This window comes from Variovorax sp. LjRoot290 (genome assembly GCF_964253985.1).
Classification (GTDB): domain Bacteria; phylum Pseudomonadota; class Gammaproteobacteria; order Burkholderiales; family Burkholderiaceae_C; genus Variovorax.
In genome coordinates, this window is the sequence record NZ_CAXURW020000001.1 from 2,416,224 (window position 1) to 2,431,640 (window position 15,417).

Below are 15,417 nucleotides of genomic sequence, written 5' to 3' on the forward strand. Positions count from 1 at the left end.
CGGCGCCCCGCCGTCATGCCCAGGTGCGCATCTCGATCCTCAGCTGAGCCTTGATGCCGGGGGTGGTTCCGGGCGGCGAGACGACGGGAATCTTGAATGTCAGCGCGCCGGCCTGCGGGCTGACAGGCGCCGGAATTGCGGCCACATTGGGTGTCTGGCTCTGAAAGCCGTATTGCAGCCGCCAGCCTCCGGCCGCTGCAGGATCCGGAACGGCCTCCACGAGGATCTGGTCGCGATAGAGAAAGCCGCCCTCGAAGTGCTTGTTCAGCCAGAGCACGCCGTCGACTTCGTAGTCGGGCACCAGCACGTTGAGGTCGAATGCGAACGCGATCGAATTGCCCAGGTCGGGGCTGGCCCGGGTCGGATCGAGGAAGATCGAGAACAGGTGGGGGCTCGCCGCCTGGGCTGCCTTGCGCGCGATGCCGGGGCCTTGATCGGGAAAGAGGTCGTCGAACTTTCGCTGAATCGCGGAGTTCTCGCGCACCACCCTGCGGTGCAGCTGCCACTGGCTTCTGCGCAGGGTCGCGACGATCTCGAAGCGGTAGGAGGCGCGGACCGCGTGGCCGCTTTTTCTCTTCGCCTCCACCTCTTCGGGCAGGGCGACTTCTTCGATGTCGAGTATTCCGTCGGTCCGCACCGAGCCGAAGAGAAAGCGCGTGAGGTTCTGGTAGCCCTCCTCGGAATTGACGATGCCGTAGTGGCCCGAATGACTGCGGAACACGAACGCGCGCGGAGAGTCGACGCGCAGCCGGGGACCTTCTTCGGGCCCGACCATGCCGAAGGTCGTTGCGTTGTCCATCCGGACGAGGCCGTCGCTCGCGTCGCCCACGGCCCACGATGAAAGTCCCTGGAGCGCCAGATAGTCGGCGGGATTCGAGCCGACCAGATTGAACACGCGTTCGGCAGGAAAGTGCGTGAGTTCCGAGACGTCCGTCGCAGTCGGGGCGAGCTTCAGGTAGGACTTCATGGTGTCCCGGTTGAAGTTGGTGGCTTCGCCGAGTGCGCCCCAGCCGGGCACATTACGCACCACCCTGAGGTCGATGCCGTTGTGCGGCGTGGCGTAGGTGAACAGCTTGTCGACGGCATCCCGGGCCTCCTGAGTGCCCAGCGTGTCGTTCTGCAGGAAGGCGCGGCATACCAGGCCGCCCATCGAATGCGCGACCAGGTAGATCTTGAAGTCCTTTTCCTCCACGCCGTTGTCGAGCGGGTCGCCCAGGATCGGATGCTTGCCGTTCTTCCTGCAGACGAGGGTGCGCATGCGCAGGATGAGCTCGCCGAGGTTCTGCGCGAAATGGGTGATCGGATGCGGCTGCCCGTCGCCGAACTCGTTGGAGGCGTCATCGTAGTAGCGCAGGATCGCGATCGACTGGTAGGGCAGCGTGATGTCGGAGCGCAGCGGCTTGGTCTTGTCGTCGGGATCCGGTGCGGTCAGGTCTTCGCCGTTCACGTAGACATCGTCGTACCACTGGTCCGAGCGCTCTCGGCCGGTGGCGGTGCGTCGCCAGATGATCTCGTCCTTCAGGCGGACGAGCGGCGACTCGAAGAAGTACCGGCGCATGGTGCCGTCCCAGATACGGCGAGACTTCGTGCTGCCGATGTTGAAACCCATGAAAGGGTCTGCCACCGTGGCCTCGATCTCGCTCTGCGTGCCGGCGAAGCCGCGAACATAGATGATGGGGTGGTACGGCGCGTGCGGATTGGCCATGCGATTCTCCTGGCGCGGGCAGTCCGTACGAGTTCTTCACCGGCGCCGCGATACCGGGCGTTTATATGCCCGTCACCTCGTGCGCGACATCACTCGTTTGGTGTAGAGCGATGGATATGCGCCGGGCGCCGGTTGCCGGCGCAGCGGCGCGGCCCTACTGCACCAGCAGCACCGAAATGTCGGTCTCCGAAACGACCTTGGTCGCCACCGAGCCCATGAGGGCGCGGCCGAAGATGCCGTGGCCGTGGGTGCCCATCACGATCAGCTCGGCGCCGCCCGCGGTCGCGGCCTTCAGGATCTCTTCGGCGGCGTGGCCGTGGCGCGGCTCGGCGCGGTAGTTGCCGATGTCGTGCTTCGCGAAGAAAGCCTTGACGGGCTCGAGCACCTTGGCGTTTTCTTCCGTGTAGTAGTCCTGCACCACATCCTTGCTGAGATGGCGGACCGCATGGCCGGGCAGGCCGCTGCACACGTGCACCACGATCAGCGCATGGCCGTCGACGAACATGCCGCGATGGGCGGCCAGGTAGTCGAGCGCTTTCTGCGTATGGGAACTGCCGTCGACGGCGATCAGGATCTTCATGCACTGCCTCTCGTTCTCTTGCAACCTGCGGCGAAAGCGCCGCATGGCAAGGTTATACGGCGAGGTGCCGCGCACGTACAGAGAAGCCGAGTAGAAGCCGAGTGGATGCAGGGGGCCTTGCGCTCAGCCGCGCAAGCCCTTCCAGAGCATGTAGGCCGCCAGCACGTAGAGGATGCTTGCGAACACGCGCTTGAGCTTCGACACCGGCAGGCTGTGCGCGGCTTTCGCGCCGAGCGGCGCAGTGAGGAAGCTGCAGACCGCGATCACGGCCAGCGCAGGCAGCCAGATGTAGCCGATCGAGCCGGCCGGCAGGTCCTGCACCGATTGGCCGCTGGCCGCGTAGCCGAGCACGTTGGCCACCGCGATCGGAAAGCCCAAAGCGGCGCTGGTGGCGACCGCGTTGTGGATTGCGACATTGCACCAGGTCATGAAGGGGACGCTGATGAAGCCGCCGCCGGCGCCGACCAGGCCCGAGAGGAAGCCGATCGCGCCGCCGCCCGCGAGCTGGCCCGCGGTGCCGGGCATCTGTCGCGTCGGCTTGGGCTTGCGGTTCAGGAACATCTGCGTTGCCGAGAAACCGACGAAGAGCGCAAAGAAGACGGCGAGCGCCGAGCCCTTGAGCAGAGCGAACACGCCGAGACTGCCGACCAGGCTGCCGATCACGATGCCGGGCGACAGCCTTTTCACGATGTCCCAGCGCACGGCGCCGCGCCTGTGGTGCGCGAGCACGCTCGAGATGGACGTGAACATGATGGTCGACATGGAGGTTGCGATCGCCATCTTCACCGCCAGGTCGGCCGGCACGCCGCGATGGCCCAGGATGATCGTGATGAAAGGCACCATCAACATGCCGCCGCCGATGCCGAGCAGGCCGGCGAGAAAACCGGTACCGACGCCGAGCACGGCGAGTTCGGCGACCAGCAGGGGGGCGATCGTCATGAAAGGAGGCCTCTGAAAAAAGCCACGGCCCCGAATACGGGGCCGTGGCCGTCCAAAAAAGGTGTCTGCGAGTGAGGCCGGACTCGCATCCTGAACCAGGGTTCAGGTGGGCGAGGGCAGCAAGGCTTCGGGTTCATCTGACGCGAGATGATCACACCCGCCAAGCGATATACCAAGCCCTGCTCCGTAGAGCATTGGAACAAGGAAATATTAAGCCCGACACGCACCGCAGACGGAGTGGATTTTACGCCCGCAATGACGAGCGCATGTAGTCCGTCACAGCAAATGGTCGTCGCCGGCGAGGGCCTGGTCGAGGCGCTGGATCAGTTGTGCGGCACGGGCATCGTCGGCCGCTGCATCGGGACCCGCCGCAGGGGCGGCCGCTGGCGCGGCAGGCGCCGCGATCGTCGCTTCGCGCTGGGCCAGGTCGAAGGCGAGGTTCAGCGAGGCCAGCACTGCGATGCGGTCGCGCGCCTTTACCTTGCCCGCATCGCGGATCTTGCACATTGCGGCATCGACACGCTCGACGGCTTCGCGCAGCTGCGGCTCGCCGCCTTCGGGGCAGCCGAGCAGGTAGCTCTGGCCCATGATCTGGACTTCGACTTGTTTCATCAGGAGGAGGGAGCGTCTTGAGAGGGTTCTGCCGGCAGCTGTTCGAGCAGCGCATCGAGCCGCGTGCGTGCCGCGGCCAGCCGCGACTTGAGCGCATCGCGTTCGCGCGTGAGCGCGTTCACCTGGTCTTGCAGCAACGCATTGGTGCGCTGCACTTCTTCGTGGCGCACAAGCAAACGTTCGACGCGCTCGGCGATCTGTTCAATACGGCTCGGTGCAGGCATGGGGGGCGATTGTAGTTTCCGGCGAGCGCGCTTTCGCACTTAAAATCCCGCGCGTTGGTGCTCGCGCCGCGGTTCACGCGGCGCAGTTCAACGGGAAGCAGGAGTCGAAGCCCCCTCGGGCCGAGCCAGCCTGCGCTGCCCCCGCAACGGTCAAGCAGACGGCGTCTTTCCGATGCCACCCTCGTCAAGAAGCCACTGGGCGCCCTGAAACAGGCGCCTGGGAAGGCGACGGGGGCGCGCTGCCAGCCCGGATACCGGCCAACGAGGCGGCTGCCGCATGCGTGAAGCATGAGGCGGTCATGACGTCCAAGCACCGGCGGGGAAGCCGGTGACGGACATTGATCTCTTGTGTTTCCCATGATGACAACCTGCGTTTCTTCCGCACGCGCCGCCGGGCGTGCTTCGTCGCGTCCGCTGGCACGCCCCAGCGCCATTTCCCTTTCGGTTGCCGCGTTGCTGGGCATGCCCGCGCTCGCCTTCGCACAAGCTGCAGCCCCGGCATTGCCCGAAACGGTGGTGACCGCGACCCGCACGCCCACGCGTGCCGACGAGCTGGTGTCGGACACGGTGGTCATCGATCGCGCGCAGATCGAACGCCAGGCCAGCCGCACGCTGCCCGAACTGCTGGCGCGTGTCGCGGGGGTTCAGATGTCCGCCAACGGCGGTGCGGGCAAGGTCAGCAGCGTATTCATCCGCGGCACCGAAGCGCGCCACACGATCCTGCTGATCGACGGCGTGCGCTATGGCTCCGCCACAGCCGGCACGCCCTCGTGGGACAACATCCCGGTCGAGATGATCGAACGTATCGAAGTGGTCAAGGGGCCGGCCTCGGCGCTCTACGGCAGCGACGGCGTGGGCGGTGTGGTGCAGATCTTCACGCGCAAGGCCAAGCCGGGCGAGGACTCGTTCAGCCCGCGCGCGTCGAGCACCATCGGCAGCGAAGGCTACAAGCAGATCACCGGCGGCTTCACCGGCGCCTCGGGGCCCTTCACGTACTCGCTCGACGCGCAGCGCACGATCGACAAGAGCTTCTCCGCGACCAACCGCAAGGTGCAGTTCGGCAACTTCAACCCGGACCGTGATCCTTTCATGCAGAGCGCCCTCAACGCGTCGCTGGGCTACCAGATCAATCCAGACTGGAAGATCGACAGCGGCCTGCTGTACTCGGAAGGCCTGAACCATTTCGACGACGGCCCCAATCGCGACACCCGCGCCGTTGTGCGCACCCAGACCGCGTACATCGGCGCGCGCGGCAAGGTGATGCAGAACTGGTCGACGCAGCTGCGCTACGCACAGAGCCGCGACTACACGCGCTCCATCGTCGCCGCCACGCTGCCGGGCCTGTTCGAGACCACGCAGGACCAGTACCTCTGGCAGAACGACATCGCGACGCCGATCGGCACCGTGGTCGCCGGCTTGGAACGCCGCGTGCAGGAGGTGAACAGCGACACCGCGTACACAGTGACCAAGCGCGACATCGACTCGGCCTTCGTCGGCCTCAACGGCAGCGCGGGCGCCCACAGCTGGCAGGTCGATGCGCGGCACGACCGCAATTCGCAGTTCGGCGACAGCAACACCTGGTTCGCCGGCTACGGCTACCGGATCACGCCGAACTGGCGCGTCAACGCGTCGCACGGCACCAGCTTCGTCGCGCCTTCGTTCAACCAGCTCTACTTCCCCAACTTCGGCAACGCGGCGCTGCAGCCGGAAGAGGGCAAGAACACCGACGTCGGCATCACCTGGAGCCAGGACGGCCAGAGCGTGAAGCTGGTGCGCTACGACAACAAGATCCGCGGCTTCATCACCAACACCACCCGGCCCGAGAACATACTCCGCGCTCGCATCGAGGGCTGGACGCTGGGCTACGACGGCCAGTTCGGCCCCTGGGGCGTGCATGCGAACCTGGACTCGCTGGACCCGCGCAACGAGGGTACCGGCAAGCTGCTGCCGCGCCGCGCGAAGAACACCGTTTCACTGGGCATCGACTACGCCGTCGGCCCCTGGAAGTTCGGCGGCTCGGCGCTGCATGTGGGGCGCCGCTTTGACGACGTGGCCAATACGCGCAGACTCGGCAACTACACGACCGTCGATCTCTATGCCGAGTACCAGGTGGCGAAGGACTGGTCGGTGCAGGGGCGCATCACGAACCTCAACGACGTGACCTACGAGACAGCCTATGGCTACAACCAGCGCGGGCGCGCTGCCTACCTGACGGTGCGGTGGCAGCCGAAATGAACATCGCACGCCGCGAACTGATCCTCGGCGGTCAGCGCAGCGGCAAGTCGCGGCGCGCCGAAGGGCGCGCGGCCGAGTGGCTTGCGCGTTCTCCCGCGCACCACGCGGTGCTGATCGCGACCGCGATGGCGCACGACGACGAGATGCGCGAACGCATCGCCCGGCATCGCGAGGACCGCGCGCTGCGCGTGCCGGGCCTCGCCACCGTCGAGGAGCCGATCGCGCTCGGTCCCGCGCTGGCCCGGCTGAGCGCGCCGCACACGCTGGTGGTGGTCGATTGCCTCACGCTGTGGCTAACCAACCTGCTGATGCCGGTCGAGGCCGCGCCTCACGGAAGCAGCGCTTCGCTGGAGATGGTGCAGGCTTCGCTGCTGCGTGCCCTGCGCGAAGCGCGCGGCCCGGTGGTGCTGGTCGCCAACGAGATCGGTCTCGGCGTGATCCCGATGGGCCGCGAGGTGCGCGCCTTCGTCGATGCGCTGGGACGCCTCAACCAGGAGGTGGCGGCGGCCTGCGAGCGCGTCACGCTGATGGCCGCGGGCCTGCCGCTCAGTTTGAAAGAACCCGAATGAATCCGCTTTGCAGGTGGGCGCTCGCGCTGGCCGCGGCGGCGCTGACGGTCGCGGCCCATGCCGTGGTCGTGACCGACGAGCGCGGCGTGCGCGTCGACCTGCCGCGGCCGCCGCAGCGCATCGTGAGCCTGCTGCCCTCGCTGACAGAATCGGTCTGCACGCTGGGCGCCTGCGAGCGGCTGATCGGCGTCGACCGCTACTCCAACTGGCCCGATGCCGTGCGCGCACTGCCGCAGCTGGGCGGCGGCATCGATCCGAACGTCGAGGCCATCGTGGCGCTCAAGCCCGATGTGGTGCTCCTGGCCAAGTCCTCGCGCGTCACCGAGCGGCTCGAGGCGCTGGGTCTCAAAGTGATCGTGCTCGAACCGAAGAGCCATGCCGACGTGCAGCGCGTGCTCGACGCGCTCGGCCAGGTGCTGGGCATCGGCGATGCGCAACGCGTGTGGCGCGCCATCGATGCCAGCGTGACGGCGGCGGCAGAGGCGCTGCCGGCGCGCGCGAAGAACAGGCGCGTGTACTTCGAGATCAACAGCGCGCCCTACGCGGCGAGCGAAGTCTCTTTCATCGGCGAGACGCTCGCGCGGCTCGGCGTGAAGAACATCGTGCCGGCTTCGCTCGGGCCCTTTCCCAAGCTCAATCCCGAATACGTGGTGCGCGCCGATCCCGACCTGATCATGGTCGGCGAGCGCAGCGCGCAGGGACTCGAGCAGCGGCCGGGCTGGGCTTCCATCCGGGCGGTGCGCGAAGGCCGCATCTGCCGCTTCAAGGCTGCCGAATCCGATGTGCTGGTACGGCCTGGCCCGCGCATGGGCGAGGCTGCACAGCTCATGGCGAAGTGCCTCCAGGACAAGGCGTGAAGAGCGAGCATCGCCGCGCCCTCTCGCTCGGCATCGGGCTGATGGTGCTGAGCGCCGCGCTGATCGTGCTGGGCGCAGGCATCGGCAGCACCGGCTTCGAGAGCGTGTTCGCGGCGCACCGCGATCCGGTCGCGCTGCAGATCGTGTGGGACATCCGCCTGCCGCGCACGCTGGGCGCCTGGCTCGCCGGCGCGCTGCTCGGCCTCGCGGGTGCGGTGGCGCAGGGCCTGTTTCGCAATCCCCTGGCCGACCCTTATCTGCTGGGCAGTGCTTCGGGCGCCTCGCTCGGCATGGCCGTGGCGCTGTCGCTGTTCGGCGTCTCGGCGGCCAGCACGCAATGGGTGGTGCGCCTGGGCCTGACCGGCGCGGCCTTTCTGGGGGCCGTGCTGGCGGTGCTGCTCACCCTGATGCTGGCGCGCGGCGTGCAGCAGACGCTCCGGCTGCTGCTGGCCGGCGTGATCGTCGGCGTGGTGCTCGGCGCCGCCAAGGACCTGATCACCATCGCTTCGGCCGACATCCTGCAGGCGATCCAGGGTTTCATGCTCGGCAGCACGGGCCTGGTCGGCTGGAGCGCCTGCGGCGTGATGGGCGCGCTCGGCCTCGTCTGCCTGCTGCTGGGCTGGGCGCTGGCGCCGGTGCTCGACGGGCTGGCGCTCGGCGAGGCCACGGCCAGCAGCCTGGGCTTGCCGCTGGGCGCGATGCGCGCCGCGCTGGTGGCGGTGCTCGCGCTTGCCACCGGCACCGCGGTGGCGCAGACCGGGCTCATCGCTTTCGTCGGCCTGGCGGCGCCGCACCTGGTGCGCTCGGCCGTGAAGACCACGCATGCGCGCCTGATCGTGCTGTCGACCGCGATGGGCGGCCTGCTGCTGATGGCGGCCGACCTGCTGGCGCGCTGGCTGATCGCGCCGCAGGAGCTGCCGGTCGGCGTGCTGACCGCAGTGCTCGGAGGCAGCTATCTGCTGTGGCTCATGCATCGGCGCAGCGCGCGGGGAGGCTTCTGATGGAGCGGGTGGTCGCGCGCGGCATCGCGCTCGAGGCAAGGCAGGTCAGCGCGACGCTGGGCCAGACCGAGGTGCTGCATGGCATCGATCTCGCGCTCGCGGCCGGCCGCTGGACCAGCATCGTCGGTCCCAATGGCGCGGGCAAGTCCACCTTGCTCAAGGTGCTGGCCGGCCTGCTGCCCCATCGCGGCGAGGTGCGCCTGTTCGGGCAGCCGCTCGATGCCATCTCCGGCCGTGCGCGCGCGCGGCGGCTGTCGTGGCTCGGCCAGGGCGGCGCGGGCGAAGGCTCTGCCGACGACCTGATGGTCTACGACGTCGCCATGCTCGGGCGCCTGCCGCACCAGCGCTGGCTCGCCGCGCCCAGCGATGCCGATCGCGCGGCCGTCGAGCGCGCGCTGCGCAGCACCCAGGCCTGGGAGTGGGGCGGGCGGCCGCTCGGCCAGCTGTCGGGCGGCGAACGCCAGCGCGTGCTGCTGGCGCGTGCACTGGCCGTCGAAGCCGAACTGCTGCTGATGGACGAACCGCTCGCCAACCTCGATCCGCCGCACCAGGCCGACTGGATGGCGAGCGCCCGTGCGCTGGTGGCCGAAGGCAGGACGGTGGTCAGCGTGCTGCACGAACTCAATGCCGCGCTGGCGGCCGATGCGATGGTGGTGATGGCCAAGGGCCGCGTGCTGCACCATGGCCGCTGCGACGATGCAGCGACGCACCAGGCGCTCGAAGCGGTGTTCGACGGCCGCGTCACTGTGCATCGCGTGGCCAACCAGTGGCTGGCCGTACCGCACTGAACACTCAACCGGGAACTCCCATGCAGATCGAAACCCCACCCAGCGACAAGCCCTACGAGAAGCCCGAGGGCGAGCGCCGCGGCCTCGTGATCGTCAACACCGGCGACGGCAAGGGCAAGAGCACCGCGGCCTTCGGCCTCGCGCTGCGCGCGCACGGCCGCGGCAAGGCCGTGAAGATCTTCCAGTTCATGAAGGTGCCGAGCGCGCGCTTCGGCGAGCATCGGATGTTCGAGCAGATCGGCATCCCGATCGAAGGGCTGGGCGACGGCTTCAGCTGGAAGAGTCAGGATCTCGAACGCTCGGCGCAGCTTGCGCGCGACGGCTGGGAGAAGGCGAGGGCGGCGATCCTCTCGGGCGAGCATTTCCTCGTGGTGCTCGACGAGATCACCTATCCGCTGATCTACGGCTGGCTGCCGCTCGAAGGCGTGCTGGAGACGCTGCGCACGCGGCCGCGCGAAGTCCACGTGGTGCTGACCGGGCGCCGCTGCCCGCCCGAGATCGTCGAGTTGGCCGATACGGTGACCGAGATGCAGATGGTCAAGCATGCGTTCAAGGCCGGTATTCCGGCGCAACGAGGCATCGAGGACTAGAGCTTGACGATGGTGGCCGCGCTTTGGGTCGCGCTCGCCATCGATCGATGGTTGGGCGAACCGGCCGCGCGTTGGCATCCCGTGGTCTGGATCGGCTGCTACCTGGGCTGGGCGGGGCGGCGCATCGCACCGCCGGCCGAAGCGGCGCGCTCACCGGATCTCGCGCGCTTCGCCGCGGGAGCGCTCGCTTGGTGGGCCGGCGCTGCCACGGTCCTGCTGGCCGCGTGGACGGTCGCGGTCGCCGCCGCGCGCATCCCGGGCTGGGCGGAGGTACTGTTTCTGGGTCTGGCGCTCAAGCCGCTGTTCGCCTGGCGCATGCTGCGCGACGAGGTCCTGGCCGTCGAAGCGGCGCTGGCCGGCTCGCTCGATGCCGGCCGCGACCGACTGGCGCATTTGGTCAGCCGCGATGTTCATGCGCTGAACGAAGCCGAGGTGCGCGAGAGCGCGATCGAATCGTTGGCCGAGAACCTCAACGACTCGGTGGTCGCGCCGGTGTTCTGGTTCGTGCTCTTAGGCCTGCCCGGGGCCGCGCTCTATCGTTTCGCCAACACCGCCGATGCGATGTGGGGCTATCGCGGCGTGCGCCAAGGCCGCGTCTGGGAATGGGCCGGCAAGTGGGCCGCGCGCGCCGACGATGTGCTGTCGTGGCTGCCTGCGCGCTTCACCGCCTTTCTGCTCCTCTCGTCTTGCGCCCTCTCCCGCGAGCGGGAGAGGGCTGGGGTGGGGGCTCTGCCCGCCACCGCCCGCGAAGCCCGCCATACCCCATCCCCCAACAGCGGCTGGCCCATGGCCGCGATGGCGCTCTGCCTCGGCGTACGGCTCGCCAAGCCCGGCGTCTACACCTTGAACGAAGCGGGACGCGCGGCCTGCGCGGCGGACACGCAACGCGCCGCATCGTTGGCGGCCAGGGTCGTCGTGCTGCTGGCCCTTGTCGCATCGGCATCGATCCTCGGGCTGGCTGTATGACTTCCTTCGACGAACCTCTGCACGGCGGCCCGGACGCCCGCGGCGCGGCGCCGCACGATTTCTCCACCAACGCCAATGCCTGCGGCCCTTGTCCATCGGCGCTGGCCGCGCTGCAGCAAGCGGACGCGCGCCGCTATCCCGATCCGCGCTACACCGCGCTGTGTGAAGGGCTCGCCCGCTTCCATGGTGTTGACGCCGAGCGCATCGTGATCGCCGCGAGCGCGAGCGAATTCATCGGGCGCATCACGGCCGCGGTGGCGCAGCAAGGCGGCCGTGGCGTCTGGATGCCGCCGCACAGCTATGGCGATTACCAGCGGACCGCCGGCGCGTGGGGCTTCGAGCCCGCGCCGGCAGCCGGTGCCGACCTAGCCTGGTGCTGCGATCCGTCCAGCCCATTCGGCCAAGCCCAGAACGGCTTGCAGGCCCTGATCGATGCGCCGCTGCCCTCGAAAGGCACCTGCGTGCTCGACCTCGCCTATGAGCCCTTGCGGCTCGAAGGCAGCCTGGGGCTGAGCCCGGCGCAGAAGGATCGCGTCTGGCAACTGTGGACGCCGAACAAGGCGCTGGGCCTCACCGGCATCCGCGCCGCCTACGCGATCGCGCCCCGGGATGCGGGCGCGATGATCGCGCGCCTCGGCCGCCTCGCGCCATCCTGGCCGCTGGGAGCGCACGGTGTCGCGCTGCTCACCGCCTGGACCGGCGCCGAAGCGCAGGGCTGGCTCCGGCACAGCCTGGACACATTGCGCGCGTGGAAACGCGAGCAAGAGGCCCTGTGCGCCGCGCTGGGCTGGACCTGCCTGCCCAGCGTCGCCAACTATTTCTGCGCGCGGCCGGATGTGCCTTATGCGCCGCGTGCCGCAGCGCTCCGTGATGCAGGCATCCAGCTGCGCGACACCCGCTCCTTCGGCCTGCCGGACCACGTGCGGCTCGGCGTGCTGCCGCCGGCCAGCCAGTCGGCGCTGCAACGCGCATGGCCGGCGGCGCGACCCTGAGGCTCAGCGCCGCTGCAGCCGCGGATTCTTCTGGAACAGATCGGCCGCCCAGTCGACGAAGACCCGCACCTTGGCGCTCAGGTGGCGGTTCGGCGGATAGACCACGTGCACCGGCAGCGGCGGCCGCGTCCAGTCCGGCAGGATCTCGATCAGCTCGCCGTTGGCCAGGTGGGATTCCGTCATGAAGGTGATGCACTGCGAGATGCCGAAGCCGCCGAGCACCGCCGCCAGGTGGGCGTTGCTTTCGTTGACCGAGACCCGGTAGGGACCCGACATCTCGATGTGCTCGTCGCCCTTGTGGAACTCGTGCGGGTAGACGCGGCGCGTGCCGCCGGCGAAAAAGCTCACGAGATGATGGCGCTTCTCGATGTCCGTCGGATGCTGCGGCACGCCGTAGCGCTTGAGGTAGGCCGGCGAGGCCACGGTCACGAATTCCAGCGTGCCGATGCGCCGCGCCACCAGGGACTGGTCGGTCAGGTCGCCGGCCCGGATCACGCAGTCCACGTTGTCGCTGATCAGGTCGACCGGGCGGTCGCTCACGCCCAGGTCGACCTGGATGTCGGGATAGCGGTCGCAGAAGCTCGCCAGCGCCGGCAGGATGATCATCCGCGCCGTCGAAGTGCCCACGTCGATGCGCAGCCGCCCGGTCGGGTTGGCCTGCGCATTGGTCATGCTGGCCTCGATCTCGTCGAAGTCGTTCAGGAGGCGCGCGGTGCGCTCGAAGTAGGCCGCGCCGTCGGGCGTGACCGTCACCCGGCGCGTGGTGCGGTTGAGCAGTTTGACGTGCAGGCGCGATTCCAGCGCCTGGATCTGCTTGGTGACCGTGCCCTTGGGCAGGCCAAGGGAGTCTGCTGCTCTTGTGAAGGTGCCGGCTTCTACGACGCGGACAAAGATCCGCATGGCCTGGATCTGGTCCATTTATGCTGCTCCTGGAAAACCCGGTGTTTCCACCGGGGTGCGGATTCTCACATGCCGCTTCTTAGCTGATTGTTAGCCAATTGGAAACAGAGTAGGGGCCAACAGCTCGTTGCAGCAGCCAATCCGGGTCGTAATATTCAACCCATCGTCCACTCACCGAGGCCGCTCATGTCATCCCGTCCCACTCCGCGTTCTGCTGAAGCCGCCAAGGCCCCGGCGGGAGCCGTTGTGCAAGGCGCCGAAACCGACATCAGCATCCCGCTACCCGGCCGCGAGCCGGTCGAAGCGCGCCTCTATGGCCAACGGGCCAAGGGTGCGGCGGTGCCGCTGGTGCTGCACTTCCATGGCGGCACTTTCATCAGCGGCGATCTGGACTTCGGCCGCAACGTGGCCCGCCTGCTGGCCGGCGCCGGTGCGGTGGTGGTCTCGCTGGCCTATCCGCTGGCACCTTTCCCCGAACCCATCGAGGTCGGCTTCGCGGCGCTGGAGTGGCTCTACAAGCAGCGCGTCAAGCTGGCAGGCAAGGGCGCCCGCGTCTACCTGGCCGGCGAGGAAGCCGGTGGCAACGTGGCGGCCGCGGTGGCGCTGATGGCGCGGGATCGCGCGCATCCGCCGCTGGCGGGCCAGATCCTGCTGTCGCCGATGTTGGACCCCTGCGCCGGTACGCAATCGCTGCGCAAGGCGACGAGCGACGCCGTGAAGTGCCGCTGGGCGACCGGCTGGCAGGAGTACCTGAGCCGCCCGATGAACGCGACGCACCCCTATGCGGTGCCGGGCGCCTCGCTGCGGCTGGCCGAATTGGCGCCCACGCTGGTGCTGGTCGGCGAGGACGATGCGATGCGCGACGAAGCCCTGCGCTTCGCGCAGCGGCTGCAGGATGCGGGCATTTCGGTGACCCGGGGCGTGCTGCCCTCGGCCGCGAAGTGTCCGGACGAGTTGTACGACCCCGCCTATGGCGATTGCGCGTGTCCGGAGACAGTCGGTGAGCACATGCGCGCATTTTTCGCTGCCACGGCGCCGCCGGTGCCTCCCCCGGTCTAGGCCCAGCCGGCCACGCCGGTAACCCGTTTTTCGAATCTCCTCGGTCCGCAGGCCTTGCCGGCGGTGCCGGATATCGCCCTCCTGTGTCACGACGCCGGTTGGGCCGTTGCATTCCCAAAGTCATTCAAAAGGACGTTCATCATGCAAAGCAAGCTGTCTAACCAGAACCGCCGCCGCCTCTGGCCCGCCGTGACCGGCATCACCGCAGCGGTCGCGATCGCCTGCGCCGCGCTCGGCTTGCCGAGCTTCAAGGCCGAGGCCAACAATGCGCCCGCGGCCGACGCCCCGCGCGCCACGCCGGTGTCGGTGGCCACGGTGGCCGCGACCGACGTCAACACCTGGGACGAGTTCTCGGGCCGGCTCGAGGCGGTCGAGCGGGTCGACGTGCGCTCCCGCGTGGCCGGCGCCGTGCAGGCGGCCCATTTCCGCGAAGGCTCGCTGGTCAAGCAGGGCGACCTGCTGATCACGATCGACCCCGCGCCCTATGCGGCCGAAGTGGAGCGCGCCGAAGCGCAAGTGGCCTCGGCCCAGGCGCGCGTGTCCTTCACGCGCAGCGAGCAGGAGCGCGCACGCCGCCTGTGGGAAGAGAAGGCCATTGCCCAGCGCGAGCTCGACGAGCGCGTCAACGCCGGCCGCGAGGCCGAGGCCAACCTGCGCGCGGCGCAGGCTTCGCTGCAAAGCGCACGCCTGAACCTGGGCTACACCCAGGTGCGCGCGCCGGTGGCCGGGCGCATCGGCAAGATCGAAGTGACGGTGGGCAACCTGGTCGCGGCCGGCCCCGGCGCGCCGGTGCTCACCACGCTGGTGTCGGTGAGCCCGATCTACGCGAGCTTCGACGCCGACGAGCAGGTCGTGGTCAAGGCGCTGAAGGATCTGCCCGGCGGCGCCAGTGCGCGCAACAAGATCGAAGGCATCCCGGTGCAGATGGGCACCGCCGGCCTCGAAGGCACCCCCTACGAAGGCAAGCTGCAGCTGATCGACAACCAGGTCGACGCCAGGAGCGGCACGGTGCGCGTGCGTGCCGCCTTCGACAACAAGGACGGTGCACTGATCCCCGGCCAGTTCGCCCGCATCCGCATGGGCCAGGCCCGCAGCGAGAGCGCGGTGCTGGTCAACGAACGCGCGGTCGGCACCGACCAGAACAAGAAGTTCGTGATGGTCGTCGACGCCGACAACAAGACCGTGTACCGCGAAGTCACGCTGGGCGCATCGGTCAACGGCCTGCGTGTCGTCACCAAGGGCCTGAAGGCCGGCGAACGCGTCGTGGTCAACGGCTTGCAGCACGTGCGCCCCGGCGCGCTGGTGGCACCGCAGGCAGTCACCATGGACGCCAAGGCCGAGGTCCAGCCGCAGCGCGTGGCGGCTGCCGCGAAGTCCTGAGCACAGGGCGCTCTCTAGAG

Annotated in this window: 16 protein-coding genes and 1 riboswitch; of the genes, 10 read left to right on the plus strand and 6 right to left on the minus strand. The window is 68.6% G+C overall.

Features of this window, described 5'->3' with window-relative positions:
• Window positions 1-13: 13 nt before the first annotated feature.
• The 5 genes from ACSQ9A_RS12150 to ACSQ9A_RS12170 form a co-directional block, all read right to left on the minus strand.
• The gene (locus tag ACSQ9A_RS12150) at window positions 14-1,705 is read right to left on the minus strand and encodes an esterase/lipase family protein (protein WP_436303831.1); all 1,692 of its coding nucleotides are present in this window, start codon (window positions 1,703-1,705) and stop codon (window positions 14-16) included.
• Between the two features lie 154 nt (window positions 1,706-1,859).
• Window positions 1,860-2,285, minus strand: coding sequence for a universal stress protein (locus ACSQ9A_RS12155; protein ID WP_093109205.1), 426 nt, complete (start codon window positions 2,283-2,285; stop codon window positions 1,860-1,862).
• Window positions 2,286-2,408: 123 nt separating this feature from the next.
• Window positions 2,409-3,224 (minus strand): sulfite exporter TauE/SafE family protein, encoded by an 816-nt coding sequence (locus ACSQ9A_RS12160; RefSeq protein ID WP_436303832.1) that lies wholly within the window; start codon window positions 3,222-3,224, stop codon window positions 2,409-2,411.
• Window positions 3,225-3,500: 276 nt separating this feature from the next.
• Window positions 3,501-3,836, minus strand: a complete 336-nt coding sequence (locus ACSQ9A_RS12165; protein ID WP_093109207.1) for a cell division protein ZapA — start codon at window positions 3,834-3,836, stop codon at window positions 3,501-3,503.
• Complete coding sequence (locus tag ACSQ9A_RS12170; protein WP_093109208.1) at window positions 3,836-4,060, minus strand: DUF904 domain-containing protein; 225 nt, start codon at window positions 4,058-4,060, stop codon at window positions 3,836-3,838. The genes ACSQ9A_RS12165 and ACSQ9A_RS12170 overlap by 1 nt, the downstream gene beginning before the upstream one ends.
• Window positions 4,061-4,099: 39 nt before the next feature.
• A riboswitch (cobalamin riboswitch) is annotated at window positions 4,100-4,337 on the plus strand.
• A gap of 80 nt (window positions 4,338-4,417) precedes the next feature.
• Between ACSQ9A_RS12170 and ACSQ9A_RS12175 the strand changes: the two genes are divergently transcribed.
• From ACSQ9A_RS12175 to ACSQ9A_RS12210, 8 genes are read left to right on the plus strand one after another with little or no spacing between them, the layout of a single operon-like run.
• Window positions 4,418-6,295, plus strand: coding sequence for a TonB-dependent receptor domain-containing protein (locus tag ACSQ9A_RS12175; protein WP_436292528.1), 1,878 nt, complete (start codon window positions 4,418-4,420; stop codon window positions 6,293-6,295).
• Entirely contained in the window at window positions 6,292-6,864 is a 573-nt protein-coding gene (gene cobU / locus ACSQ9A_RS12180; RefSeq protein WP_436303833.1) for a bifunctional adenosylcobinamide kinase/adenosylcobinamide-phosphate guanylyltransferase, read from the plus strand. The genes ACSQ9A_RS12175 and cobU overlap by 4 nt, the downstream gene beginning before the upstream one ends.
• Window positions 6,861-7,721 carry an ABC transporter substrate-binding protein gene (locus tag ACSQ9A_RS12185; RefSeq protein ID WP_093109210.1) on the plus strand — a complete coding sequence of 287 codons (861 nt, stop codon included), beginning with the start codon at window positions 6,861-6,863 and terminating at the stop codon, window positions 7,719-7,721. Before cobU ends, ACSQ9A_RS12185 begins: the two co-directional genes overlap by 4 nt.
• 41 nt (window positions 7,722-7,762) lie before the next feature.
• Window positions 7,763-8,722, plus strand: a complete 960-nt coding sequence (locus ACSQ9A_RS12190; protein ID WP_244503956.1) for a FecCD family ABC transporter permease — start codon at window positions 7,763-7,765, stop codon at window positions 8,720-8,722.
• Window positions 8,722-9,510: an ABC transporter ATP-binding protein gene (locus tag ACSQ9A_RS12195; protein WP_436303834.1), complete on the plus strand. Its 789-nt coding sequence runs from the start codon at window positions 8,722-8,724 to the stop codon at window positions 9,508-9,510. Before ACSQ9A_RS12190 ends, ACSQ9A_RS12195 begins: the two co-directional genes overlap by 1 nt.
• A 20-nt stretch (window positions 9,511-9,530) precedes the next feature.
• Window positions 9,531-10,100: a cob(I)yrinic acid a,c-diamide adenosyltransferase gene (gene cobO, locus ACSQ9A_RS12200; protein WP_093109213.1), complete on the plus strand. Its 570-nt coding sequence runs from the start codon at window positions 9,531-9,533 to the stop codon at window positions 10,098-10,100.
• Between the two features lie 9 nt (window positions 10,101-10,109).
• Window positions 10,110-11,066: an adenosylcobinamide-phosphate synthase CbiB gene (gene cbiB / locus ACSQ9A_RS12205; RefSeq protein ID WP_436303835.1), complete on the plus strand. Its 957-nt coding sequence runs from the start codon at window positions 10,110-10,112 to the stop codon at window positions 11,064-11,066.
• On the plus strand, window positions 11,063-12,058 hold the full coding sequence (locus tag ACSQ9A_RS12210) for an aminotransferase class I/II-fold pyridoxal phosphate-dependent enzyme (protein ID WP_436303836.1): 996 nt from the start codon (window positions 11,063-11,065) through the stop codon (window positions 12,056-12,058). Before cbiB ends, ACSQ9A_RS12210 begins: the two co-directional genes overlap by 4 nt.
• 3 nt (window positions 12,059-12,061) lie before the next feature.
• On the opposite strand, the gene ACSQ9A_RS12215 is transcribed toward ACSQ9A_RS12210, so the two are convergent.
• On the minus strand, window positions 12,062-12,976 hold the full coding sequence (locus tag ACSQ9A_RS12215) for a LysR family transcriptional regulator (RefSeq protein WP_436303837.1): 915 nt from the start codon (window positions 12,974-12,976) through the stop codon (window positions 12,062-12,064).
• Window positions 12,977-13,144: 168 nt separating this feature from the next.
• Here ACSQ9A_RS12215 and ACSQ9A_RS12220 point away from each other — a divergent pair, with 168 nt between their 5' ends.
• Together ACSQ9A_RS12220 and ACSQ9A_RS12225 are read left to right on the plus strand one after the other, a co-directional pair.
• Window positions 13,145-14,017, plus strand: coding sequence for an alpha/beta hydrolase fold domain-containing protein (locus tag ACSQ9A_RS12220; protein ID WP_093109217.1), 873 nt, complete (start codon window positions 13,145-13,147; stop codon window positions 14,015-14,017).
• 141 nt (window positions 14,018-14,158) lie between these two features.
• Entirely contained in the window at window positions 14,159-15,397 is a 1,239-nt protein-coding gene (locus ACSQ9A_RS12225) for an efflux RND transporter periplasmic adaptor subunit (RefSeq protein ID WP_093109218.1), read from the plus strand.
• Window positions 15,398-15,417 lie beyond the last annotated feature (20 nt).

Bases quoted from the DNA above. Each gene is read 5' to 3' on its own strand.
- ACSQ9A_RS12165 (WP_093109207.1), bottom strand. From the start codon at position 3,836: ATGAAACAAGTCGAAGTCCAGATCATGGGCCAGAGCTACCTGCTCGGC.
- ACSQ9A_RS12155 (WP_093109205.1), bottom strand. From the start codon at position 2,285: ATGAAGATCCTGATCGCCGTCGACGGCAGTTCCCATACGCAGAAAGCG.
- cobO (WP_093109213.1), top strand. From the start codon at position 9,531: ATGCAGATCGAAACCCCACCCAGCGACAAGCCCTACGAGAAGCCCGAG.
- ACSQ9A_RS12225 (WP_093109218.1), top strand. From the start codon at position 14,159: ATGCAAAGCAAGCTGTCTAACCAGAACCGCCGCCGCCTCTGGCCCGCC.
- ACSQ9A_RS12195 (WP_436303834.1), top strand. From the start codon at position 8,722: ATGGAGCGGGTGGTCGCGCGCGGCATCGCGCTCGAGGCAAGGCAGGTC.
- ACSQ9A_RS12190 (WP_244503956.1), top strand. From the start codon at position 7,763: ATGGTGCTGAGCGCCGCGCTGATCGTGCTGGGCGCAGGCATCGGCAGC.
- ACSQ9A_RS12185 (WP_093109210.1), top strand. From the start codon at position 6,861: ATGAATCCGCTTTGCAGGTGGGCGCTCGCGCTGGCCGCGGCGGCGCTG.
- ACSQ9A_RS12215 (WP_436303837.1), bottom strand. From the start codon at position 12,976: ATGGACCAGATCCAGGCCATGCGGATCTTTGTCCGCGTCGTAGAAGCC.
- ACSQ9A_RS12170 (WP_093109208.1), bottom strand. From the start codon at position 4,060: ATGCCTGCACCGAGCCGTATTGAACAGATCGCCGAGCGCGTCGAACGT.
- ACSQ9A_RS12220 (WP_093109217.1), top strand. From the start codon at position 13,145: ATGTCATCCCGTCCCACTCCGCGTTCTGCTGAAGCCGCCAAGGCCCCG.
- ACSQ9A_RS12160 (WP_436303832.1), bottom strand. From the start codon at position 3,224: ATGACGATCGCCCCCCTGCTGGTCGCCGAACTCGCCGTGCTCGGCGTC.
- ACSQ9A_RS12150 (WP_436303831.1), bottom strand. From the start codon at position 1,705: ATGGCCAATCCGCACGCGCCGTACCACCCCATCATCTATGTTCGCGGC.
- ACSQ9A_RS12210 (WP_436303836.1), top strand. From the start codon at position 11,063: ATGACTTCCTTCGACGAACCTCTGCACGGCGGCCCGGACGCCCGCGGC.
- cbiB (WP_436303835.1), top strand. From the start codon at position 10,110: ATGGTGGCCGCGCTTTGGGTCGCGCTCGCCATCGATCGATGGTTGGGC.
- cobU (WP_436303833.1), top strand. From the start codon at position 6,292: ATGAACATCGCACGCCGCGAACTGATCCTCGGCGGTCAGCGCAGCGGC.
- ACSQ9A_RS12175 (WP_436292528.1), top strand. From the start codon at position 4,418: ATGATGACAACCTGCGTTTCTTCCGCACGCGCCGCCGGGCGTGCTTCG.